Source organism: Anaerohalosphaera lusitana (assembly GCF_002007645.1).
Classification (GTDB): domain Bacteria; phylum Planctomycetota; class Phycisphaerae; order Sedimentisphaerales; family Anaerohalosphaeraceae; genus Anaerohalosphaera; species Anaerohalosphaera lusitana.
Window position 1 is genome coordinate 2,387,498 of the sequence record NZ_CP019791.1, and the last position, 17,134, is coordinate 2,404,631.

Here is a 17,134-nt window from a genome sequence, read left to right on the forward strand (position 1 = left end):
ATTGCAGCCATAAACAACGTCCAGCAAAAAAGTTATGGCATGACTGTAATCAACGAAAAACGGCCCCTGAGCATTAGTCAGCGGCCGTTGCATTCATGATCTATTATCGGGTGAACCCCTTCACCTATTCAGCGAACTTCTTCAGAACTATAACGTTGTTCTGCCCGCCGAATCCGAAAGACTCGTTTATAACCGTTTCCAGCTTCGCTTTTCTCGGCTCGTTTGGTACATAATCCAGATCGAGCTCAGGATCAGGATCGTTCAGATTGGCAGTCGGAGGAATTGTCTGATCCCTCATAGCCTGCACGCAGACGATCAGCTCGGCACATCCCGTAGCACCGATCAGATGCCCCATCATACTCTTTGGACTGCTCAACGGAACATTGTACGCCTGCTCGCCGAACGCCTTCTTGACCGCCTTCGTCTCAACAGCGTCATTTTCGGAAGTGCTCGTGCCGTGCGTACAGATGTAGTCTATATCCTCCGGACCCACTCCGGCATCAGCCATCGCCGCCTTCAAGGCCTGCACTGCACCGCGGGCCTCATCATGCATGTCCGTCACACGGAACGCGTCCGCCGATGAGCCGAAACCGGTTATCTCTGCCAGTATTTTCGCACCGCGTTTTTTCGCGGATGAAAGCGATTCAAGTATGACGATCGCACCGCCTTCACCCAGCACGAAACCATCCCGGCTTGCACTGAAAGGTCTCGACGCCGTCTCCGGACTGTCATTTCGTGTCGAAAGGGCGGTAAGACGCGAAAATCCTGAAACGCCCAGCGGATGTATCATCGAATGTGCACCGCCCGCGATCATGATATCTGCCTGTCCCGAGCGAACCATAACTGCCGCCTCACCCACTGCCTGCGTACTCGCCGCACACGCGGTCAGACAGCTTCGTACAGGACCTCTAGCACCCGTCAGTACCGCCAGATGACCTGCGGGCATATTCGGTTCCTGTTCGAGCTCACGCATCGCCGTCATCCCGCCGAACGCGGTCTGTGCCCATTTCTCCCAGTCCATCTCACGGCCTTCATCGTTCCACGCATCCGCGATCGCCTTGAAAAACGGACCACTGTCAATGGCGCCTTCGCCGGCACCAAGATAGATGCCCATGTTCTCGCGATCCACACCGTCGCTCGCTGCATCCGTCTCGGTCTCGATCCCCGCCTGCTTGCATGCCTCCGCACACGCGCCCAGAACGAACGCCGACCCGCGAAGTGCATCCTTGTGCAGTTCAGGTTTCTTGAGGACCTTAGCCAGATCGAAATCCTTCACCTCCGCTCCGAATTTCGTCGGGAACGTCGAAGCGTCAAAAAGCGTCGTCTCGTTCATGCCGTTCTTGCCCGTCAGCAAACCCTGCCAGACCGTCTCGACATCATGTCCCATCGGGCTCACAAGGCCCATACCTGTTATAACAACTCTTTCAGCCATTAGACTTCACCATTTGTATTTTTAAGTATCAAAGCAGCGGTCTGCCCCCCGAAAGTATATCCGCAGCAAAGTGCATAACGGACATTCACTTCCTGAACCTGCTTCGAGATATTCAGTTCACAGCCGTCAAAGGGCTGTTCGAAATTCTTTGCAGCACCGATCTTGCCCTCGCTTATCGCCATCGCAGTCGCGATCACATCCAGCGAACCTGCACCCGCGCCGGCATTGGAAGTCATGCTCTTTATCGGCCAGACAGGCACCTCAGCCGTTCTTTCACCCAGAACCCTGCTGATCGCTTTGGCTTCCGCCGCATCGTCTGCAGGAATTCCCGTGCCATGCGGAACGACCAGATCGATCTGGCCCGCGTCGATCCCCGCTTCTTTGGTCGCTTTCCGAATCGCGATCTCGATACCCTTGCCGTCAGTCTCGCTGTGCTCATAAGAAGACGCAAGGCTGTTGCTCGCGCCCGCTCCGGCGATCTCGGCATATATCTTTGCGCCCCGTGACTTCGCTCCTTCGAGCTCTTCTAGAACCACAAGCCCCGCTGCCTCGCCGAATACAGAGCCCTTAGCCTCAGCATCGAAAGGCCTGCAGGCCTCATCGGGTGTGCCATTATGATCGCTGGTCGCACGCTTGAGCAAACACTGACGCAGCAGAACGATCGGATTGACCTTGGCTTCGCACCCGCCCGCCATCGCGGCATCAGCATCGCCGCGTGCGATCACCTGGGCAGCTTCTGTTATCGCTACATGGCTCGAAACCTCGCCGCAGGTGATTGTATTGCTAGGCCCCTGCATGTCATGTATGATCCCCACATGGCAGGGCAGCATGTTCGGCAGGTACTTGAGAAGCCACAAAGGCGTCATGTAGTTAAGCCCTTCGGTACCCCATTTCTTCAGATCGAACTCGCCGTCCGTCAGACTCGCCGCCACACACGGCGCCAGTTCCTCCAGATCACAGCTTATAAGCCCCGCACCCATATTTATCGCGAATCTCTCGGGATCGATAGTCGGTTCCCCTTCACCCGCTGCCTTGGTCACAAGACCGCTGGTTTCTATCGCATCATTCGCCGCCAGGATCGAAAGCTCGATATCCCGGCTCATCAGCTTGGTCGCCTTGCGGTATGTCTTGGGCACGTGCTTGCGTACCTTAAATGCAGGCGTCTCTCCCGCGATCCTGCACGGAAAACCTGCCGGGTCGAAAGACTGGATTTTGTCGATGCCGGACCTGCCCTCCAGCAGACCCTCCCACATCTCGCCTGCAGTGAGCCCCAGTGGGGTTGTCGCACCAACACCTGTTATAGCTATTCGCCGTTTGCTCATCCGGATTTCTCCGTTACATTATGTTCCGTAAATCCTGTGATCAGCGACTCGAACATATCCGTGAAAACGAAGTTTTCTTCAGGAAACTCCAGTCCGCCCAGGTTCTGATCGATATGGCTGAACATCAAGTTCACTTCCGCGATCGTCTCCTCGCCTCTCATGATCTTGCCCACCGTACTCGCCGCCTCGTCCGCCAGACTCTCGATCTGAGCATGCAGCGTGATCGTATCACCCGGCACGACACAGTCGTAAAACTTTGCCTTCTTGACCTTCGCCAAAATCACTTTCTCAGCGAACTTCCTCGCTTCGCCAACCAGGATACCCGCCGTCTGCGCCATCGCCTCGATCATCAAACACTCGGGCATCGTCGGATAACCCGGGAAATGATCGTGTATATGCTCCTCAGCGAGCGTGACATTCTTCAAAGCGACAGCACTTTCGCCGCTCTTGAACTCCAGAAACTTATCTATCCATATCCAACGCATATTACATCCTGACCGTCGAGGGTCGTCAGCAAACCATTAACTGAAAAAAAGCTTATCAACTGTCGGACAACCCAAACACGCTGATAAGCTTTGTTGTTTAATTACTGCATTGTCAGGATCAGGCTGCTTTTTGCTTGAGCTCGACAAAATTGACAATGCTGTCGACTGTGAAAAGATCCGCGATCTTGTTTACATCAGGATCATTCTCAAAATCGGACAGATCTGTGTGAGGCATCTTATCTTTGAGCTCTGCAAGGCCCTTGTCAGTCAGCTTGCCGTTGCTGACATATTCCGGGTTGCTCATAAGGCTCTCTGCCGGGAACAGCTCCTCACGCGGGATCTTGATCCCGAAAGCCTTTTCCAGTCTGAAAACGATATCCAGAAAATCAATGCTCTCAGCACCCAGATCGCCCATCAGGGTCGCCTCGGGTGTCACTTCGTCGTCATCAAGCCCGAGCGCGTCAACGAGCACTTCCTGGACTTCGTCAAAAATTTCGTCGCGGGTCATTGCCATTTTAGAATGCCTCCGGTTATCTAATCTTATCTTTTATATCGGAACGGAAAACCGCCTTTTTACACAAATAAAACCTCGCTGGCAAGCATAATATCAAGAATTACTGCTTGCACAGGAGCTGCCATCTCTTTTTAAGGTTCTCGACCACCTGGCTGTCGATTTTGGCCTTGCCCGGATCCTTGTCAGCAAGGTTGAAATGCCGCAGTGAAAAGCGGGCCTTTACGATCAGTTTGTCGCCGCATTTGCCCTCAGCCATGAACGTGCTGCTGTCCTCGTCCATCTTCTTGACCTTGGCATGATATTCGATCGTAGTACCCGGATCAGCGAAACTCTTGTAATTGACGTTCTTCGCCTCTTCCAGTATTACCATGCTGTGCGCGAAATCTTCACTCGCCCGCACAAGCCAGCTTGCAGTTTCCACCATGCCCTGCAGCAAAAGTACACCGGGCAGTACCGGAAATGTTGGAAAATGGTCGCCGAGATATTCTTCAGCAAGCGAAACGCTCTTTGTGGCCGTTATTTCCTTGCCTGCCTCAAAATTTTTGATCTTGTCTATAAGTATGTATTTCATGGCAAGGATTTTAGCCATCCCGCCGTTCTTTGCCAGTACTTTTTCAGCTTTTTTGCAGAACGACCCAACTGGTGAATCTGGTTACGTCGGCAAAAAATAACAAGACAACCCTTAACCGAAACAGGCCGCAAATTCAAACAAGATTTGTAATGTTACTGGGTCCGGGGAGTAAATAGCTCTGAATAAGCCTCACTAAGATCGAGCGGATCTTGCATACTTTTCTGCAGTTTTGCCATACTTTTGCTTAGTTTTGCCACAGTTTTGCCATACTTTTCCATGTCCGCCAGATTGGTTGTTTCGAGCGGATCTGACTCCAGATCAAATAGTAAAACCTTGCTGATCTTAGGATAAAGTATCATCTTGAACCCATCCTTGGTGATCATCCTCTGCAGGTTCATGTATCCGCCGTAAACTGCATCGTAACTGCTTTTCTTTTCACCACTTACAAGCGGCAGCAGACTGTTGAATGCGACCTGCTCAGGCTTTTCAACGCCCGCCAGTTCCAGCGTCGTCGGCATGATATCCTGCAGATAAACCGGCGTTTCCAGTTTTTTACTCGCCGGTATCCCCGGCCCGACCACCATCAAAGGCACCCGAACACTGTGATCATACATATTCTGCTTGCCCATCAACCCATGATGCCCGCACGACAGTCCGTGGTCCGCAGTGAAGAATATATAGGTATTGTCCTTCTGCCCCGTCTCTTCGAGTTTGTCCAGAATTCGCCCCACCTGCGCATCCATATGGTCGATTATCGCGTAATATTCCTGTCTGTGCACCTTTACAGAGTATTCTGTACGCGGGAACGGCGCCAGTTTTTCGTCTCTGAGCCACTTTCCGCAGCCCATTGCATCCTTATGCGGGTACTCGGGCAGGAAGTTTTCCGGCAGCTTCACATCCAGCAATGGATATTTGTCTACATATTCTTTCGGTGACTGTCTCGGATCATGAGGCGCGTTGAACGCCAGGTACATGAAGAACGGATCCTCTTTTTCGGCTGCCTTATCAAGGAATTTGACGCCGTCATCGCCCAGAACCTCCGACCAGTGCTTGCCGCCTTGCCAGTATCCGCCGAATTTCTTGTCCCACGGCTTCCATTTGTCCTCTTCGCCCTCAACAGGTCTGTTGTAAGCCTGGTTTACCGATCGGGGCATACCTGGTCTAACGTGGCTGACAGTGTCGAAAAGCTGGTTTACGTCCGTCTTTACGTGCCATTTTCCGCTGAAGTATGTATCGTAGCCTGCCCTTTGCATGTACTGTGACCAGAAGTGTCCCTTTTCAGCTTCACTGTTCAGGCTCTTTTCCTTTTCGCGTGCATCCCATAGGTGTCTGCCTGTGTTCAGCATGGTTCTGCTGGCCACGCAGACCGCGCCGTGCCAGGCTCCCATGTTGTAGGCGTGGGTAAAGGTTGTGCCCTCATTCACAAGCCGGTCCAGATTCGGCGTTTTGATTTCGTCATTACCTAACGCGCGGACGCATTCGTATGTCTGGTCGTCGGCGAAAATGAACAGAACGTTTGGTTTGGTATTCTTTTTCGGCTCTTCACCAAGTGCTCTCGCTGCCGTTCCAGTGAGTGTGCATGCTGCCAGACTCATGCCTACGTTCTTCAGGAAATTACGCCTTGAAATACCCATACCTGCCCCTTCGAAATAGTTGAAAACTGCTTATTTGTTTATGCAAGGAGTATAATTGGTAAATCAATAGAGGTCAAAACATATGTTTGACGCTGTCCGGCCTTTCGGATTTTTCTGAAGGGTACAGGGGGTATACGGTCGATGGTTTGTGGGCATTTTCCATTATCGCGACCATCTCTTTTACCAGTTCGGGGCGTTCTTTGGAGATGTCGTTCTGCTCGGTAAGATCTTCAGTGAGGTTATAAAGTTCGACTGTATCTTTGGATCTGTCTTTTTTGATCCTTCTGATAGCTTTGAGGTCGCCTTTTCGTATTGCCTGTCGCCTGCCGAGTTCCCAGTAGAGATACTTGTGCTCTTTCTGCTTATCCTTTTTGCCCAGCAGTGTTGGTGCGAATGATACGCCGTCAATGTCGTCGGGGCATTTTGTGCCGGCCAGTTCCGCGCAGGTGGGCAGGAAATCCCAGAAAGCCGAGATGTGGTCGGTTGTTGTGTTCGGCTCGATCATTCCGGGCCATTGTGCGACCATTGGTACGCGGATGCCGCCTTCGTAAAGTCTGCCTTTGCGGCTACGCAGTCCTCCGTCGGATTTGAATTTGTCGATAGTTCCGGCTGCGCCGTGCGGCCCGTTGTCGCTGGTGAATATGACGAGCGTGTCGTCCTCTATGCCGTGCTTTTGCAGAAGATCGACGATCTTTCCGACGTCAGCGTCCATTCGCGATATCATTGCGGCCTGTATTTTGTGCTTCTGTTTCCAGTCCTTTTCGGCATATTGGCCGAGGTCGGGGACCTGGAACTTTGTGTGCGGTATCGTGTATGGCAGATACAGGAAGAAGGGTTTGTCTTTGCTGGTTTCGATGAACTGCAGTGATTCTTGTGTGAGGAGATCGTGGGAGTATTGTTCCTGTTTGGGGCCCTTGTTGCCTTCGAGCATGACTTTCTGCTGGTTTCGCCAGAGGTGGTCGGGGTAATAATTGTGTGCCTGGCGCTGGCAGTTGTAGCCGAACCAGTGATCGAAGCCCTGGTTGTTGGGGTCGCCTTCGGAGTGCGGGAAGCCCAGGCCCCATTTGCCTATGCATGCGGTTTTGTAGCCTGCCTTTTTCATGATTTCGGCAACGGTAACTTCGCCGGCTGGGATGGGGATGTTGCCTTCCTGGGGGAGTCTGTAGTTGTTGCGGACATAGCAGTGTCCGGTGTGTTTGCCTGTCATGAGTGTGCAGCGGGAAGGGGCGCAGAGTGCGCTGCCTGAGTAGTGCTGGGTGAATTTGATGCCTTTTTGAGCGATGCGGTCGATGTTGGGTGTTTTGATGAGTTTTTGGCCGAAACAGCCGAGCTCGCCGTAGCCGAGGTCGTCGGCGAGGATGTAGATTATGTTCGGCTTTCTTCTTTGGGGTGCTGCGAAAGATCGCGATGCTGTGAGACTGAGTGCTGTTACACCTGCGGCTTTGATGAATGATCTTCTGTCCAAAATCTACTCCTTGATTATAACCCGCTTATTAAGAATATAGGCGATTGGGGGACTGTTTTTGGCAGCATATTTTTGGAATTTGGCAGGATTTGACGGCTGTTTGTTGTTTTTTGCGGTTCTAATCGTGTTTGCGATATGTTATAGTCAGCTTATGCAGATACGAAAAGCAAGATCAAGTGATGCGCGGGCCATCAACGAGCTCATCGCCAGCCATGCGGAGCTGGAGCGGATGTTGTTTCGGTCGATGGCGGATATTTATGACCATTTGCAGACATTCTCCGTGGCGGAAGAGGACGGCAGGGTGGTGGGCTGCTGTGCGCTTTCGGTGGTATGGGAGGGGCTTTGCGAGGTGAAGAGCCTTGCGGTGGATAATTCCTGCATGGGCAAGGGGTTAGGTCGCAAGCTGGTCGAGGCACAGATCGAAAAGGCCAGTGAACTCGGATTGGAGAAGATATTCACGCTGACGCTTGAGCCGGGATTTTTTGAAAAGCTCGGTTTTGAACGAGTTGATCGCATGTCGCTTCCAATGAAGGTCTGGAGCGACTGCGCAAAATGCTCCAAGCAGGACCACTGCGACGAGACCGCACTGGCACGGGCTGTGAATTAGGAGTAACTGTTTTTTATACATATTTCTAGTATAATATTAGTGCTATGGGCTTGTAAACTAAGGCAAAAGCGTGTATCAAGAGTGTATTAAATGTCTGTACTAGTGCCGTTTCAATTATCTAAGTTTAACTTTTGCTGATTTTTTTTATTGCGATATGCTACGTATCTATTCAGAGCGATTTTAAGCTCATTGTGGTTTTGATAATTAGTTCCGCGTATGACGAATTCCTTAACATGGGTAAACTGACATTCGATAGGATTTAGCCATGATGCGTTGGTCGGCGTCCAGATCAGATGAATATTGTTCTCGCGACAGTACCGCAGAACCTTGTCCTTGCGGTGCGGCGAGAAATTGTCCAGTATCAGATGGATCCGCTGGTTCGCAGGATACTTTTTCCTGGTCAGTTTCAAAACTTCCAAGAACTCCTGATGCCGCTTGCGTGGCCGAACATATCCCCAGAGCTTTTTCTGATGGACATCGTAAAACGCCAGCCAGTGCTGAACGCCGTGTTTGCGGGTATAGGTCGCAGGCAGCCTCTTGGGATGGTCGGTATGACAGTAATTCCGGCCTGGCTGAGGACGAATCTCCAGCGGTCCGAACTCGTCGAATGATATGGTCGGCCCGTTTGAGGCCGGCTGGTTCACATATCTGCGAATTAGTTTTTTTTAGACTTGAGATTGGGGTCGTTGCACTCTTTCCACGTCTTTGTCCGCCGGAGCTTGACCTTCTTTTCACGCAGGATGGTCCTGAGTGTTTCAATGCTGATCGTAGGAACGATCTTTTCCTGGACAAGATATTCACGCAGTTTTTCCAGGGACCACCGCTTAAAAGGGCAGTCCAGAAGATCGGGCGGACATTTTGCAGTCTCGGCAATAATGGCCTTGTCGTCCTCGGTAAACTCCGGCGGTCTTCCCGGCCGGGGCTTGGGCTCCAACGCCTTAAGGCCGCGTTGGTTAAAGTCTTTGATGATGGCCCTGACATGGTGCGGCGAATAGTGAACCAGCTCGGCGATAGCAGGAACTTTATAGCCCTGGTTAGAGGCAAGAATGACTTGGCCGCGACGAATCTTGATTCGGCTTTTGCTGCTGCGGAGTATCCGCTGAATTTGCTGGCCTTCACTGGTACTGAGGTCTCTGGCGTACAGACACATAAGAAATCCCTTTCTCTGCTTGTAAGCGTGAAATTATTTCTTCGTGTCATTCTATATAATACCAGATTATGCATGGCGCAAGTCTTAAATCATGGAAAAGTTAAAATTATATTTTTGAAACGGCACTAGAATTAAGTCTCTAGTTTTATTAGGCCCATAAAAGTTATTATTGTGTTAGTCGACAAACCCTAAGACATGTCTAAGCTCGAGGAGGTGTTGTTTGTACGCTGATTTAGAAAATGCACTTAAAAGGTACGGTCGAGAAGCTGATTTAAGAAAGGCGATCAGAAACGCCAGAATATGTATTATCGACGATCAGATAGATCATCTCAAAAGTTTTGTAAGAGGACTAAACGATGAGGGCTTTACCAATCTAGTACAGAAAACCCATATCGAGTCCATCAACGAACTACTCGAGAATGATTATGATTTGATAGTTTTAGACTTACAAGGCGTTGCTGACGGTATATCTGCGGACGATGGTATAGGAGTCATTGCAAGTTTAAAGGAATCTGACCCAGCCATGCCCATTCTGGTTGTAAGCGGGACTAATACTTCGCCCGATAAATCAAAAATAATTAATCAAGCCGATTTGATTCGCATAAAACCTGTATTGCCGGGTGATTTAGCAAGCGATATAGAGGATATACTTAAAAATCGGAAGAGTCAGTACTGGGGTGCGCTTGCAGTTCTTAAAGAATTACATAAGATAAAGCCAGAAGTGACCTGCCCCCGAATTATGTACCAGCTACTGTTAGAGAGTTGTCCTTCTCATCTGTCGTGTATTGCTGTAGCTGAGCCGTAGGCGAAGCGGAAGCAATACACGAGGCGGCGAACTCGGCCGGGGTTGCGTAGTCCAGCCCGCTGTGCGGTCGATGGTTATTATATTCCATCCGCCACTGTTCGACAATCACTTTCGCTTCCTTAACCGAATAAAACAGCTCACGATTGAGCACCTCATCTCTGAACTTGCCGTTGAACGATTCTATAAAGCCATTTTCCCACGGCTGACCCTTCTCGATATAAAGCGTTTCGACGTTCTTTTTGCCGAGCTTCTTCTTGATCGCACTAGCCACAAATTCCGGCCCGTTGTCGCTGCGTATAAATCCAGGCACGCCTCGGACCGCAAACAGGTATTCCAGCGTTTCAACCACATCGCCCGACTTGATCGACCTGCCTACTTCTATCGTAAGCGACTCACGCGTGAACTCATCGAGCACCGTGAGAAACTTCAGACTGCGACCGTCCTCGCTCTGGTCGCTGACGAAATCATACGTCCAGACATGATCCTTGTAGTCGGCTTTTTGCACGCTGCAGCTGTTGTCGCTGTTGCCTTTCGTTTTTCGTCCTTTGCGTCTGTGAGGCACCTGTAATGCTTCCTTTCGCCATATTCGTTGAACTCGTTTGTGATTCACACGCCAGCCATGCTGACGAAGCTTGGCCGTTATAAACCTGTAGCCGTAGCTTTGGTGTTCCTTTGCCAGCTCGATTATCTTGCTGGTCAGTGCCGTGTTCGTTGGCTGCTGCTGAGATTTATACCGCTGGCTCGCTCGCGGCTGACCTATCACCTTGCATGCCCGACGCTCGGATACGGCCAGACTCTTTTGAAGATGCCTGGCCGCCTTGCGTCTCCGGGCCGGGCTCAGTAATTTCCCGAAAGCGCCTCCTTGAGGATGGCGTTGTCCAGTGCCTGGTCGGCAACGAGCTTTTTGAGCTGGGCGTTCTCTTTTTGCAGGGCCTTGAGCTGCTTGACCTGGTCGAGCTTCATGCGGCCGTATTGCTTGCGCCAGTTGTAGTAGGTCGCCTCGCTGATGCCCAGCTCACGGCAGGCCTGCTGGACCGTACCGCCGGAGCCGATTACAGCATCCGCCTGGCGGAGCATCTTGACAATCTGTTCGGGACTGTGATTCTTGCGTTTCATAAGAGCATCCTTTCCATAAAAACTAACAAATTATAACGGATACTCTCTAATCAGCAACGGTACAGTTTTTCGGGGTCAAGCCAGAAGTTGATCAGCGTTTGACTATGGTGGATAGAGCAAAACTTCACTGGTTGCAATTTCGAATTAAGAGAAATATAAGTAAGCATAAGGGGGATGTCACAGCCAGAGTTTGTAATTTGGCTTCCATAGTCGGCAAGTGTGGTAGCACAACGGTAAGGCTGGTAGGAATAGCTAATGCTTTGAGGAAACTATGATTTCTTTAAAACAGGCCGAAAATACGTTATTAGCTTATTCGCAGAGTATGTTTCCTAAAATGTTGCTTGGCGTACTATCCCCTGGCGGAAAAATACCTAAGTACATAAAAAACGGATCTTTACCCATCTGTGTTATGTGCAAACAACTTGTGCGAGACCCAAACTATTGTCAGCAGTTCTATAATTCCTGCGATTTTAACCGGCATGGCACAGTTAGATGCCCATTTGGTGTGCACCTTGAGTATGTGGCTTCAGAGCATACTAAACAGCCTTTAGCGTTCTTTGTCCAAAAGAGTTTTACCGAAACATCGCTACTAAGGGAGTTCGAGAAAAACCTACCGCGTAAAAAGAAGAAAATCTTTAAGCGTGCTAAGGTTGAATCTAGAGATAAGAAATGTGAATTTCGTGAGCATGCCCTGTTTAGGTTATTACAAGTTGGTGAGACGCTTCTCGCTGGGCGGGTCGCTGCACCAATGCGAGCTTTGTCTCATCAATTGCTTACTCCAGTTCAGGCTGTGATGAGTGATCTGAAATTTTTTCGTTATCAACGAAAAAGCGATGAAAATGAGGAAGCGGAAGAGATTCTGCAGTTGATGAATGATAATGTTGCTGAAATCAACTCAATAACAAAGCAAATACATATTTTACTTTCAGAGGAACTATCTCCATCTCCGCAATCTATTAGACGTGTTACTGACCTGCCCCCGAATTATGTACCAGCTTCTGTTAGAGAGTTATCCTTCTCATCTGTCGTGTATTGCTGTAGCTGAGCCGTAGGCGAAGCGGAAGCAATGCACGAGGCGGCGAACTCGGCCGGGGTCGCGTAGTCCAGCCCGCTGTGCGGCCGATGGTTATTATATTCCATCCGCCACTGTTCGACAATCACTTTCGCTTCCTTAACCGAGTAAAACAATTCACGATTGAGCACCTCATCTCTGAACTTGCCGTTGAACGATTCTATAAAGCCGTTTTCCCACGGCTGACCCTTCTCGATATAAAGCGTTTCGACGTTCTTTTTGCCGAGCGTCTTCTTGATCGCATGGGCCACAAATTCCGGCCCATTGTCGCTGCGTATAAATCCAGGCACGCCTCGGACCGCAAACAAGTATTCCAGCGTTTCAACCACATCGCCCGACTTGATCGACCTGCCTACTTCTATCGTAAGCGACTCACGCGTGAACTCATCGAGCACCGTGAGAAACTTCAGGCTGCGCCCGTCCTCGCTCTGGTCGCTGACGAAATCATACGTCCAGACATGGTCCTTGTACTCGGCCTTTTGCACGCTGCAGCTGTTGTCGCTGTTGCCTTTCGATTTTCGCCCTTTGCGTCTGTGATGCACTTGTAACGCTTCCTTTCGCCATATTCGTTGAACTCGTTTGTGATTCACACGCCAGCCATGCTGACGAAGCTTGGCCGTTATAAACCTGTAGCCGTAGCACTGGTGTTCCTTTGCCAGCTCGATTATCTTGCTAGTCAGTGCCGTGTTCGTTGGCTGTTGCTGAGGTTTATACCGCTGGCTCGCTCGCGGCTGACCTATCACCTTGCATGCCCGACGCTCGGATACGGCCAGACTCTTTTGAACATGCCTGGCCGATTTGCGTCTCCGGGCCGGGCTCAGTAATTTCCCGAAAGCGCCTCCTTGAGGATGGCGTTGTCCAGTGCCTGGTCGGCAACGAGCTTTTTGAGCTGAGCGTTCTCTTTTTGCAGGGCCTTGAGCTGCTTGACCTGGTCGAGCTTCATGCGGCCGTACTGCTTGCGCCAGTTGTAGTAGGTCGCCTCGCTGATGCCCAGCTCACGGCAGGCCTGCTGGACCGTACCGCCGGAGCCGATTACAGCATCCGCCTGACGGAGCATCTTTACGATCTGTTCGGGACTGTGATTCTTGCGTTTCATAAGAGCATCCTTTCCATAAAAACTAACAAATTATAACGGATACTCTCTAATCAGCAACGGTACAGTTTTTCGGGGTCAAGCCATTACGGTTCATAGTATGCTCAAGAGCATTTGCTCTCGGCTCGAATCTATGGCCCAAAAAAAGAATCTGGAGTTTAAAATTAACTACAATAGCGGATATCGGGAAGTTGAGGCTGTGCCTGACCAGATTGGAATTGTACTGCGATGTTTGCTGGAAAATGCTGCTAAGTACTCATTCAATGGAAAACCAAACGATAAACGAAAAATTAGTGTGAGATTCAATAATGTTTATCTTGGTGAGAAAAGAGCATTAGAGATTTCAATTCAGAACTATGGATGCCCAATCAGTTTGGAAGAGGCAAGCTCGCGTCGTATTTTCCAGTTGGGCTATAGAGGAGAATACAGTGGTGAGGGTGGAAGGCAGGGCACGGGCACTGGTCTATATTTGGTTGACCGAATTACAACCGCACACAAAGGTAGAATAGATGTACATTCCAAACCTGATGGTCCAGCAGAGAACAATCAAGCCGTTAATACATTCGTTTTAACCTGGCCTAGGTACTTCCAGGAATAGCAAATATAGTTTTATTCTAGCTAATGCAGGTGATATTACCCGACCTGGCGTTTTTGGAACAGGGCTATTGCGAAGGCTAGGATTCCGGAGGTGTAGAGGGTTGCGTATAGTGCGGTCATGCCGAGGTAGTTTGCTGGTACTGAGCTGTCTTCGTAGATTGCGTCGCTGATCCAGAATGCCTGCAGGTCGGGGAAGACCATCCTGCCGATCTGTGCCCACCAGTGCTGGTCGACGAATCGGCCGAAGGCCCAGCCGTTGATCAGGCCCACGAGAAAAATTACGATACAGAATATCAGTGTAAGTACGATGTTGAAGCGGGTTGAGAACATCACCGCAAGGGCGATGAGGATCATAACGGCGAGGAAAAGCAGGACTGATGCGTTGAGATCGAACAGGGTGAAGCCGTTGTGGGAGGGGTTAAATTCCCAGTGGCGGTCGATAAAAAACAGAAATGCCATGCCTATGGTGCTGAAAAGGGCGGTGAGAAGTATGGCGGTGGAGGTGAATGACCAGTCGTAACTGTAGTTGAAGAAAGCACTTAGGAGCAGTGCCAGAACCGCGACGGAGGCGGCGACGGTGATGACGGTCCAGTCGTGGGTGTCGGAGGCGGTTTCGAGTACGCCGTGCCTTATGGAGAGGAACATCGCGATGGTGCCGATATAATGGGCGAGCCCAACGGCCGATAATACCCCCAGGAACTTGCCAATAATAAAGGATGGGCGGCGTACGGGCTTGGATAGGACGGTGGTGATGGTCTTGGAATCTATCTCTTCTGCGACCGCACCGGAAGCTGAAAAAATGGCGATGAACAAACCCGTCAAAAACAGCGTAGAAAGGCCAATCTCGCGGAGGAGCTTTATATCCTCGTCCAGCGTATACATCGCAATTGACGGACTTAGTACGAACAAAAACAGCGCGAATGCGAGTATAACGGCATACACTGGTTGTCGAATGGTTTCAACGAACGTGTTTTTGGCTATGATAGAGACTTTTTTGATCACGGGATTTTTCCTGAAATTAGTTCTACACTTAAAGGCGTCCTATTGTTATATTACGCCCTAATTAATTTGTAAAGAACCGCTGACGCTTAAAGTAGTATTTGTTACAGCTTTTCGCAAAAGATTGTTCACAGTAGTTGGGAATTGAGATATGAAGGTATCGTCCAAACGGGCAGAACATGTATCGATCGCTGGTCTGGTACTCAGCGTGGTCTTCTTCGTCACTTCGATCCTGGTCGGTGCGATAAATCAATCGTTCGCGGCGCATGCTTTGAGCTGGCAGATACTCGGAGGAGGTCTGATCTGGCTTGTGCTGATCATTCTGTTCCATCAGCGGAGCCTGGCTGAGCAGGAAAAGCTGGACATGGCTCAGATGGAAGCGGATTCGGATTCGGGGACCATATTCCAGGGGGGCAGCGGCAGGGTCGAGCTGATGGCTGTACACCAGAAGCGGCTCGCTGTGCTGGAGAAATGGTTTTTGCCCGCATTTTCGGTTGTGATCGCACTGTATCATATTGGTATAGGGATATATCTGGCGACGAATGTGCCTGCTCAGCAGGACATCGATCTGATCAATCCGCAGCTTGCGGCAGTCTTTATGGCGCTGGTTGCGTTTTTGAGCTTTTTGATCTCGCGTTTTGCGACCGGGATGAGCGTGGAGAACGAATGGCGTCCTATCCGTGCGGGCGGGAGCAGTTTTCTCGCGACGGCGGTTCTGGCGTTTGGTCTGGCGGTTTGTTTCGGTTTTGCGAATTTCCGCATTATCGGACCTGTATTTGTTTTCGGCTGGGTTATCCCGGTTCTGATCATTGTGCTTGGTGTTGAGACGGCGATAGCGAGTGTTCTTGATTTTTACCGTCCGAGGCGCAAGGGCGAAGTGCTGGGGATGTCTTTTGACAGCCGGCTGCTGGCGATCTTTAATGAGCCTGGCGGTTTTCTGCATACGTTTACGAGTGCACTGGACTATCAATTCGGGTTTAAGGTTTCGCAGACATGGTTCTATCGTCTGCTGGAGAAGGCGATCATTCCTCTGTTCCTGTTCTTTGTGCTCACTCTTTATGCGTTGAGCAGCATTGTGATAGTGAATCCTGGTGAGCAGGCGATCATCGAGCATTTCGGGTCTTTCGAGAACGGCGGTCGGCTTGTCGGGCCTGGTATGACTTTGAAGCTGCCGTGGCCTTTTGATCAGGCATACGTTCATCCCACTTCCAAAATTCAGCAGATCAGTGTCGGGTTCGTTCCGCTGGACGATGATGCAGGGCCTAAGCCGCTGCTGTGGGGGATGGAGCATTATGAGGAAGAGTTCAATCTTCTCACGGCTGCTCAGCAGTACGGCGGCAGCGGGAATGAAGGAGATGACGGCGCGCCGCCGATCGGGCTGGTGCGGGCCGCGGTGCCTATTCAGTACCGGGTTAATGATCTGAAATCATTCATGTACAATCATAAGGATGCTAAGAAGACGCTTGAGGCCATCTGCTACCGTGAAGTAGTGAAGTATGCGGCTCAGTCGACGATCGAAACCGATGTTTCTTCTGTGGAAGGTGATCGGGAGAGTCTGCTTGGTGCGGGTCGTTCAGGTGCTGTTTCGTATCTCACGGATGCGATACAAAAAGCGGCGAATGAGGCTGAGCTCGGTGTTGAGATCGTGTTTGTCGGGCTGCAGGGCGTTCATCCGCCGCCTGAGCTTGCGAAGGATTATGAGGCGGAGGTGGGCGCGGTTCAGGATCAGCAGACGAATATTCTGTTGGCGCAGGCAGGGCGCAACAGGGCCCTGACCAGTCTGGCCGGTTCGATCGCCGAGGCGGAAGAGCTGTATGACTTTGCACGTAAATACGCTGTGGCTAAAGAAGAGGACGACCGGGAGGCTGTGCTGGAGTATGGTGAGAAGCTGAAGGAACTGTTCCTGACATCGGAAGGTGAGATATTCAAGAAGCTCAGAGAGGCGAAGAGCTATGCGTTTGAGAAGGCGACGCTTGCTGAGGCGACTGGTACGAGGTTCGAGGGACAGCTAAAGGCTTATCAGGCTTCGCCGGAGATCTACAGGAAGCTGCAGAGGCTTATAGTGCTTGAGGAAGCCCTGCAGAAGATAAGGAAGTATGTGATTGCGGCAGATCAACAGGACTCGGAGGTGTTTGTGCTGGATCTCAAGGAAGCGCTGACACCGGGGCTGATGGATATGTCGGTTGATGAGATGTTAGCGGAAGATCAGTAACGGCTGGTAAAGTAAGCTGGTAAACATAGTTTGTGGTGATATACATTAGGAATTTCATAA

General features: G+C 50.7%; 15 protein-coding genes and 2 pseudogenes. 5 read left to right on the plus strand and 12 right to left on the minus strand.

Annotated features, from left to right (window positions below):
• Positions 1 to 124 precede the first annotated feature (124 nt).
• The 7 genes from STSP2_RS09665 to STSP2_RS09695 form a co-directional block, all read right to left on the minus strand.
• The gene (locus STSP2_RS09665; protein WP_146662172.1) at positions 125 to 1,432 is read right to left on the minus strand and encodes a beta-ketoacyl-[acyl-carrier-protein] synthase family protein; all 1,308 of its coding nucleotides are present in this window, start codon (positions 1,430 to 1,432) and stop codon (positions 125 to 127) included.
• Complete coding sequence (locus STSP2_RS09670) at positions 1,432 to 2,754, minus strand: beta-ketoacyl-[acyl-carrier-protein] synthase family protein (protein WP_146662174.1); 1,323 nt, start codon at positions 2,752 to 2,754, stop codon at positions 1,432 to 1,434. Before STSP2_RS09670 ends, STSP2_RS09665 begins: the two co-directional genes overlap by 1 nt.
• The gene (locus tag STSP2_RS09675) at positions 2,751 to 3,239 is read right to left on the minus strand and encodes a 3-hydroxyacyl-ACP dehydratase FabZ family protein (protein WP_146662176.1); all 489 of its coding nucleotides are present in this window, start codon (positions 3,237 to 3,239) and stop codon (positions 2,751 to 2,753) included. Before STSP2_RS09675 ends, STSP2_RS09670 begins: the two co-directional genes overlap by 4 nt.
• Before the next feature lie 118 nt (positions 3,240 to 3,357).
• Positions 3,358 to 3,753, minus strand: a complete 396-nt coding sequence (locus tag STSP2_RS17925) for an acyl carrier protein (protein ID WP_146662178.1) — start codon at positions 3,751 to 3,753, stop codon at positions 3,358 to 3,360.
• 100 nt (positions 3,754 to 3,853) lie between these two features.
• Positions 3,854 to 4,342 carry an ApeI family dehydratase gene (locus tag STSP2_RS09685; protein ID WP_205847856.1) on the minus strand — a complete coding sequence of 163 codons (489 nt, stop codon included), beginning with the start codon at positions 4,340 to 4,342 and terminating at the stop codon, positions 3,854 to 3,856.
• A gap of 134 nt (positions 4,343 to 4,476) precedes the next feature.
• On the minus strand, positions 4,477 to 5,958 hold the full coding sequence (locus tag STSP2_RS09690; RefSeq protein WP_205847857.1) for a sulfatase family protein: 1,482 nt from the start codon (positions 5,956 to 5,958) through the stop codon (positions 4,477 to 4,479).
• Positions 5,959 to 6,031: 73 nt separating this feature from the next.
• Entirely contained in the window at positions 6,032 to 7,423 is a 1,392-nt protein-coding gene (locus STSP2_RS09695; RefSeq protein ID WP_169853117.1) for an arylsulfatase, read from the minus strand.
• A gap of 58 nt (positions 7,424 to 7,481) precedes the next feature.
• Between STSP2_RS09695 and STSP2_RS09700 the strand changes: the two genes are divergently transcribed.
• Positions 7,482 to 8,030, plus strand: coding sequence for an N-acetyltransferase (locus STSP2_RS09700; protein WP_169853118.1), 549 nt, complete (start codon positions 7,482 to 7,484; stop codon positions 8,028 to 8,030).
• Positions 8,031 to 8,140: 110 nt separating this feature from the next.
• Here STSP2_RS09700 and STSP2_RS18095 read toward each other — a convergent pair whose 3' ends face one another.
• Both STSP2_RS18095 and STSP2_RS09710 read right to left on the minus strand, forming a co-directional pair.
• Positions 8,141 to 8,674 carry a transposase gene (locus STSP2_RS18095; RefSeq protein ID WP_169852969.1) on the minus strand — a complete coding sequence of 178 codons (534 nt, stop codon included), beginning with the start codon at positions 8,672 to 8,674 and terminating at the stop codon, positions 8,141 to 8,143.
• An 11-nt stretch (positions 8,675 to 8,685) separates the two neighbouring features.
• Entirely contained in the window at positions 8,686 to 9,180 is a 495-nt protein-coding gene (locus tag STSP2_RS09710) for a helix-turn-helix domain-containing protein (protein WP_146659256.1), read from the minus strand.
• A 220-nt stretch (positions 9,181 to 9,400) separates the two neighbouring features.
• Here STSP2_RS09710 and STSP2_RS09715 point away from each other — a divergent pair, with 220 nt between their 5' ends.
• The gene (locus STSP2_RS09715) at positions 9,401 to 9,985 is read left to right on the plus strand and encodes a response regulator (RefSeq protein ID WP_146662184.1); all 585 of its coding nucleotides are present in this window, start codon (positions 9,401 to 9,403) and stop codon (positions 9,983 to 9,985) included.
• Between the two features lie 34 nt (positions 9,986 to 10,019).
• Here STSP2_RS09715 and STSP2_RS09720 read toward each other — a convergent pair.
• Positions 10,020 to 11,101, minus strand: a pseudogene (locus tag STSP2_RS09720) (IS3 family transposase); the annotation flags it as partial.
• A gap of 271 nt (positions 11,102 to 11,372) precedes the next feature.
• Between STSP2_RS09720 and STSP2_RS09725 the strand changes: the two are divergent.
• Complete coding sequence (locus STSP2_RS09725) at positions 11,373 to 12,146, plus strand: hypothetical protein (protein ID WP_146662185.1); 774 nt, start codon at positions 11,373 to 11,375, stop codon at positions 12,144 to 12,146.
• Between the two features lie 41 nt (positions 12,147 to 12,187).
• On the opposite strand, the pseudogene STSP2_RS09730 reads toward STSP2_RS09725, so the two are convergent.
• Positions 12,188 to 13,269: pseudogene (locus STSP2_RS09730) on the minus strand (IS3 family transposase); the annotation flags it as partial.
• Positions 13,270 to 13,399: 130 nt separating this feature from the next.
• Between STSP2_RS09730 and STSP2_RS09735 the strand changes: the two are divergent.
• Positions 13,400 to 13,864, plus strand: coding sequence for a sensor histidine kinase (locus STSP2_RS09735; RefSeq protein ID WP_169853119.1), 465 nt, complete (start codon positions 13,400 to 13,402; stop codon positions 13,862 to 13,864).
• A gap of 35 nt (positions 13,865 to 13,899) precedes the next feature.
• On the opposite strand, the gene STSP2_RS09740 is transcribed toward STSP2_RS09735, so the two are convergent.
• The gene (locus STSP2_RS09740; RefSeq protein WP_146662188.1) at positions 13,900 to 14,865 is read right to left on the minus strand and encodes an ABC transporter permease subunit; all 966 of its coding nucleotides are present in this window, start codon (positions 14,863 to 14,865) and stop codon (positions 13,900 to 13,902) included.
• A gap of 148 nt (positions 14,866 to 15,013) precedes the next feature.
• Here STSP2_RS09740 and STSP2_RS09745 point away from each other — a divergent pair, with 148 nt between their 5' ends.
• Positions 15,014 to 17,074, plus strand: coding sequence for an SPFH domain-containing protein (locus STSP2_RS09745; RefSeq protein ID WP_146662191.1), 2,061 nt, complete (start codon positions 15,014 to 15,016; stop codon positions 17,072 to 17,074).
• Positions 17,075 to 17,134: the final 60 nt, after the last annotated feature.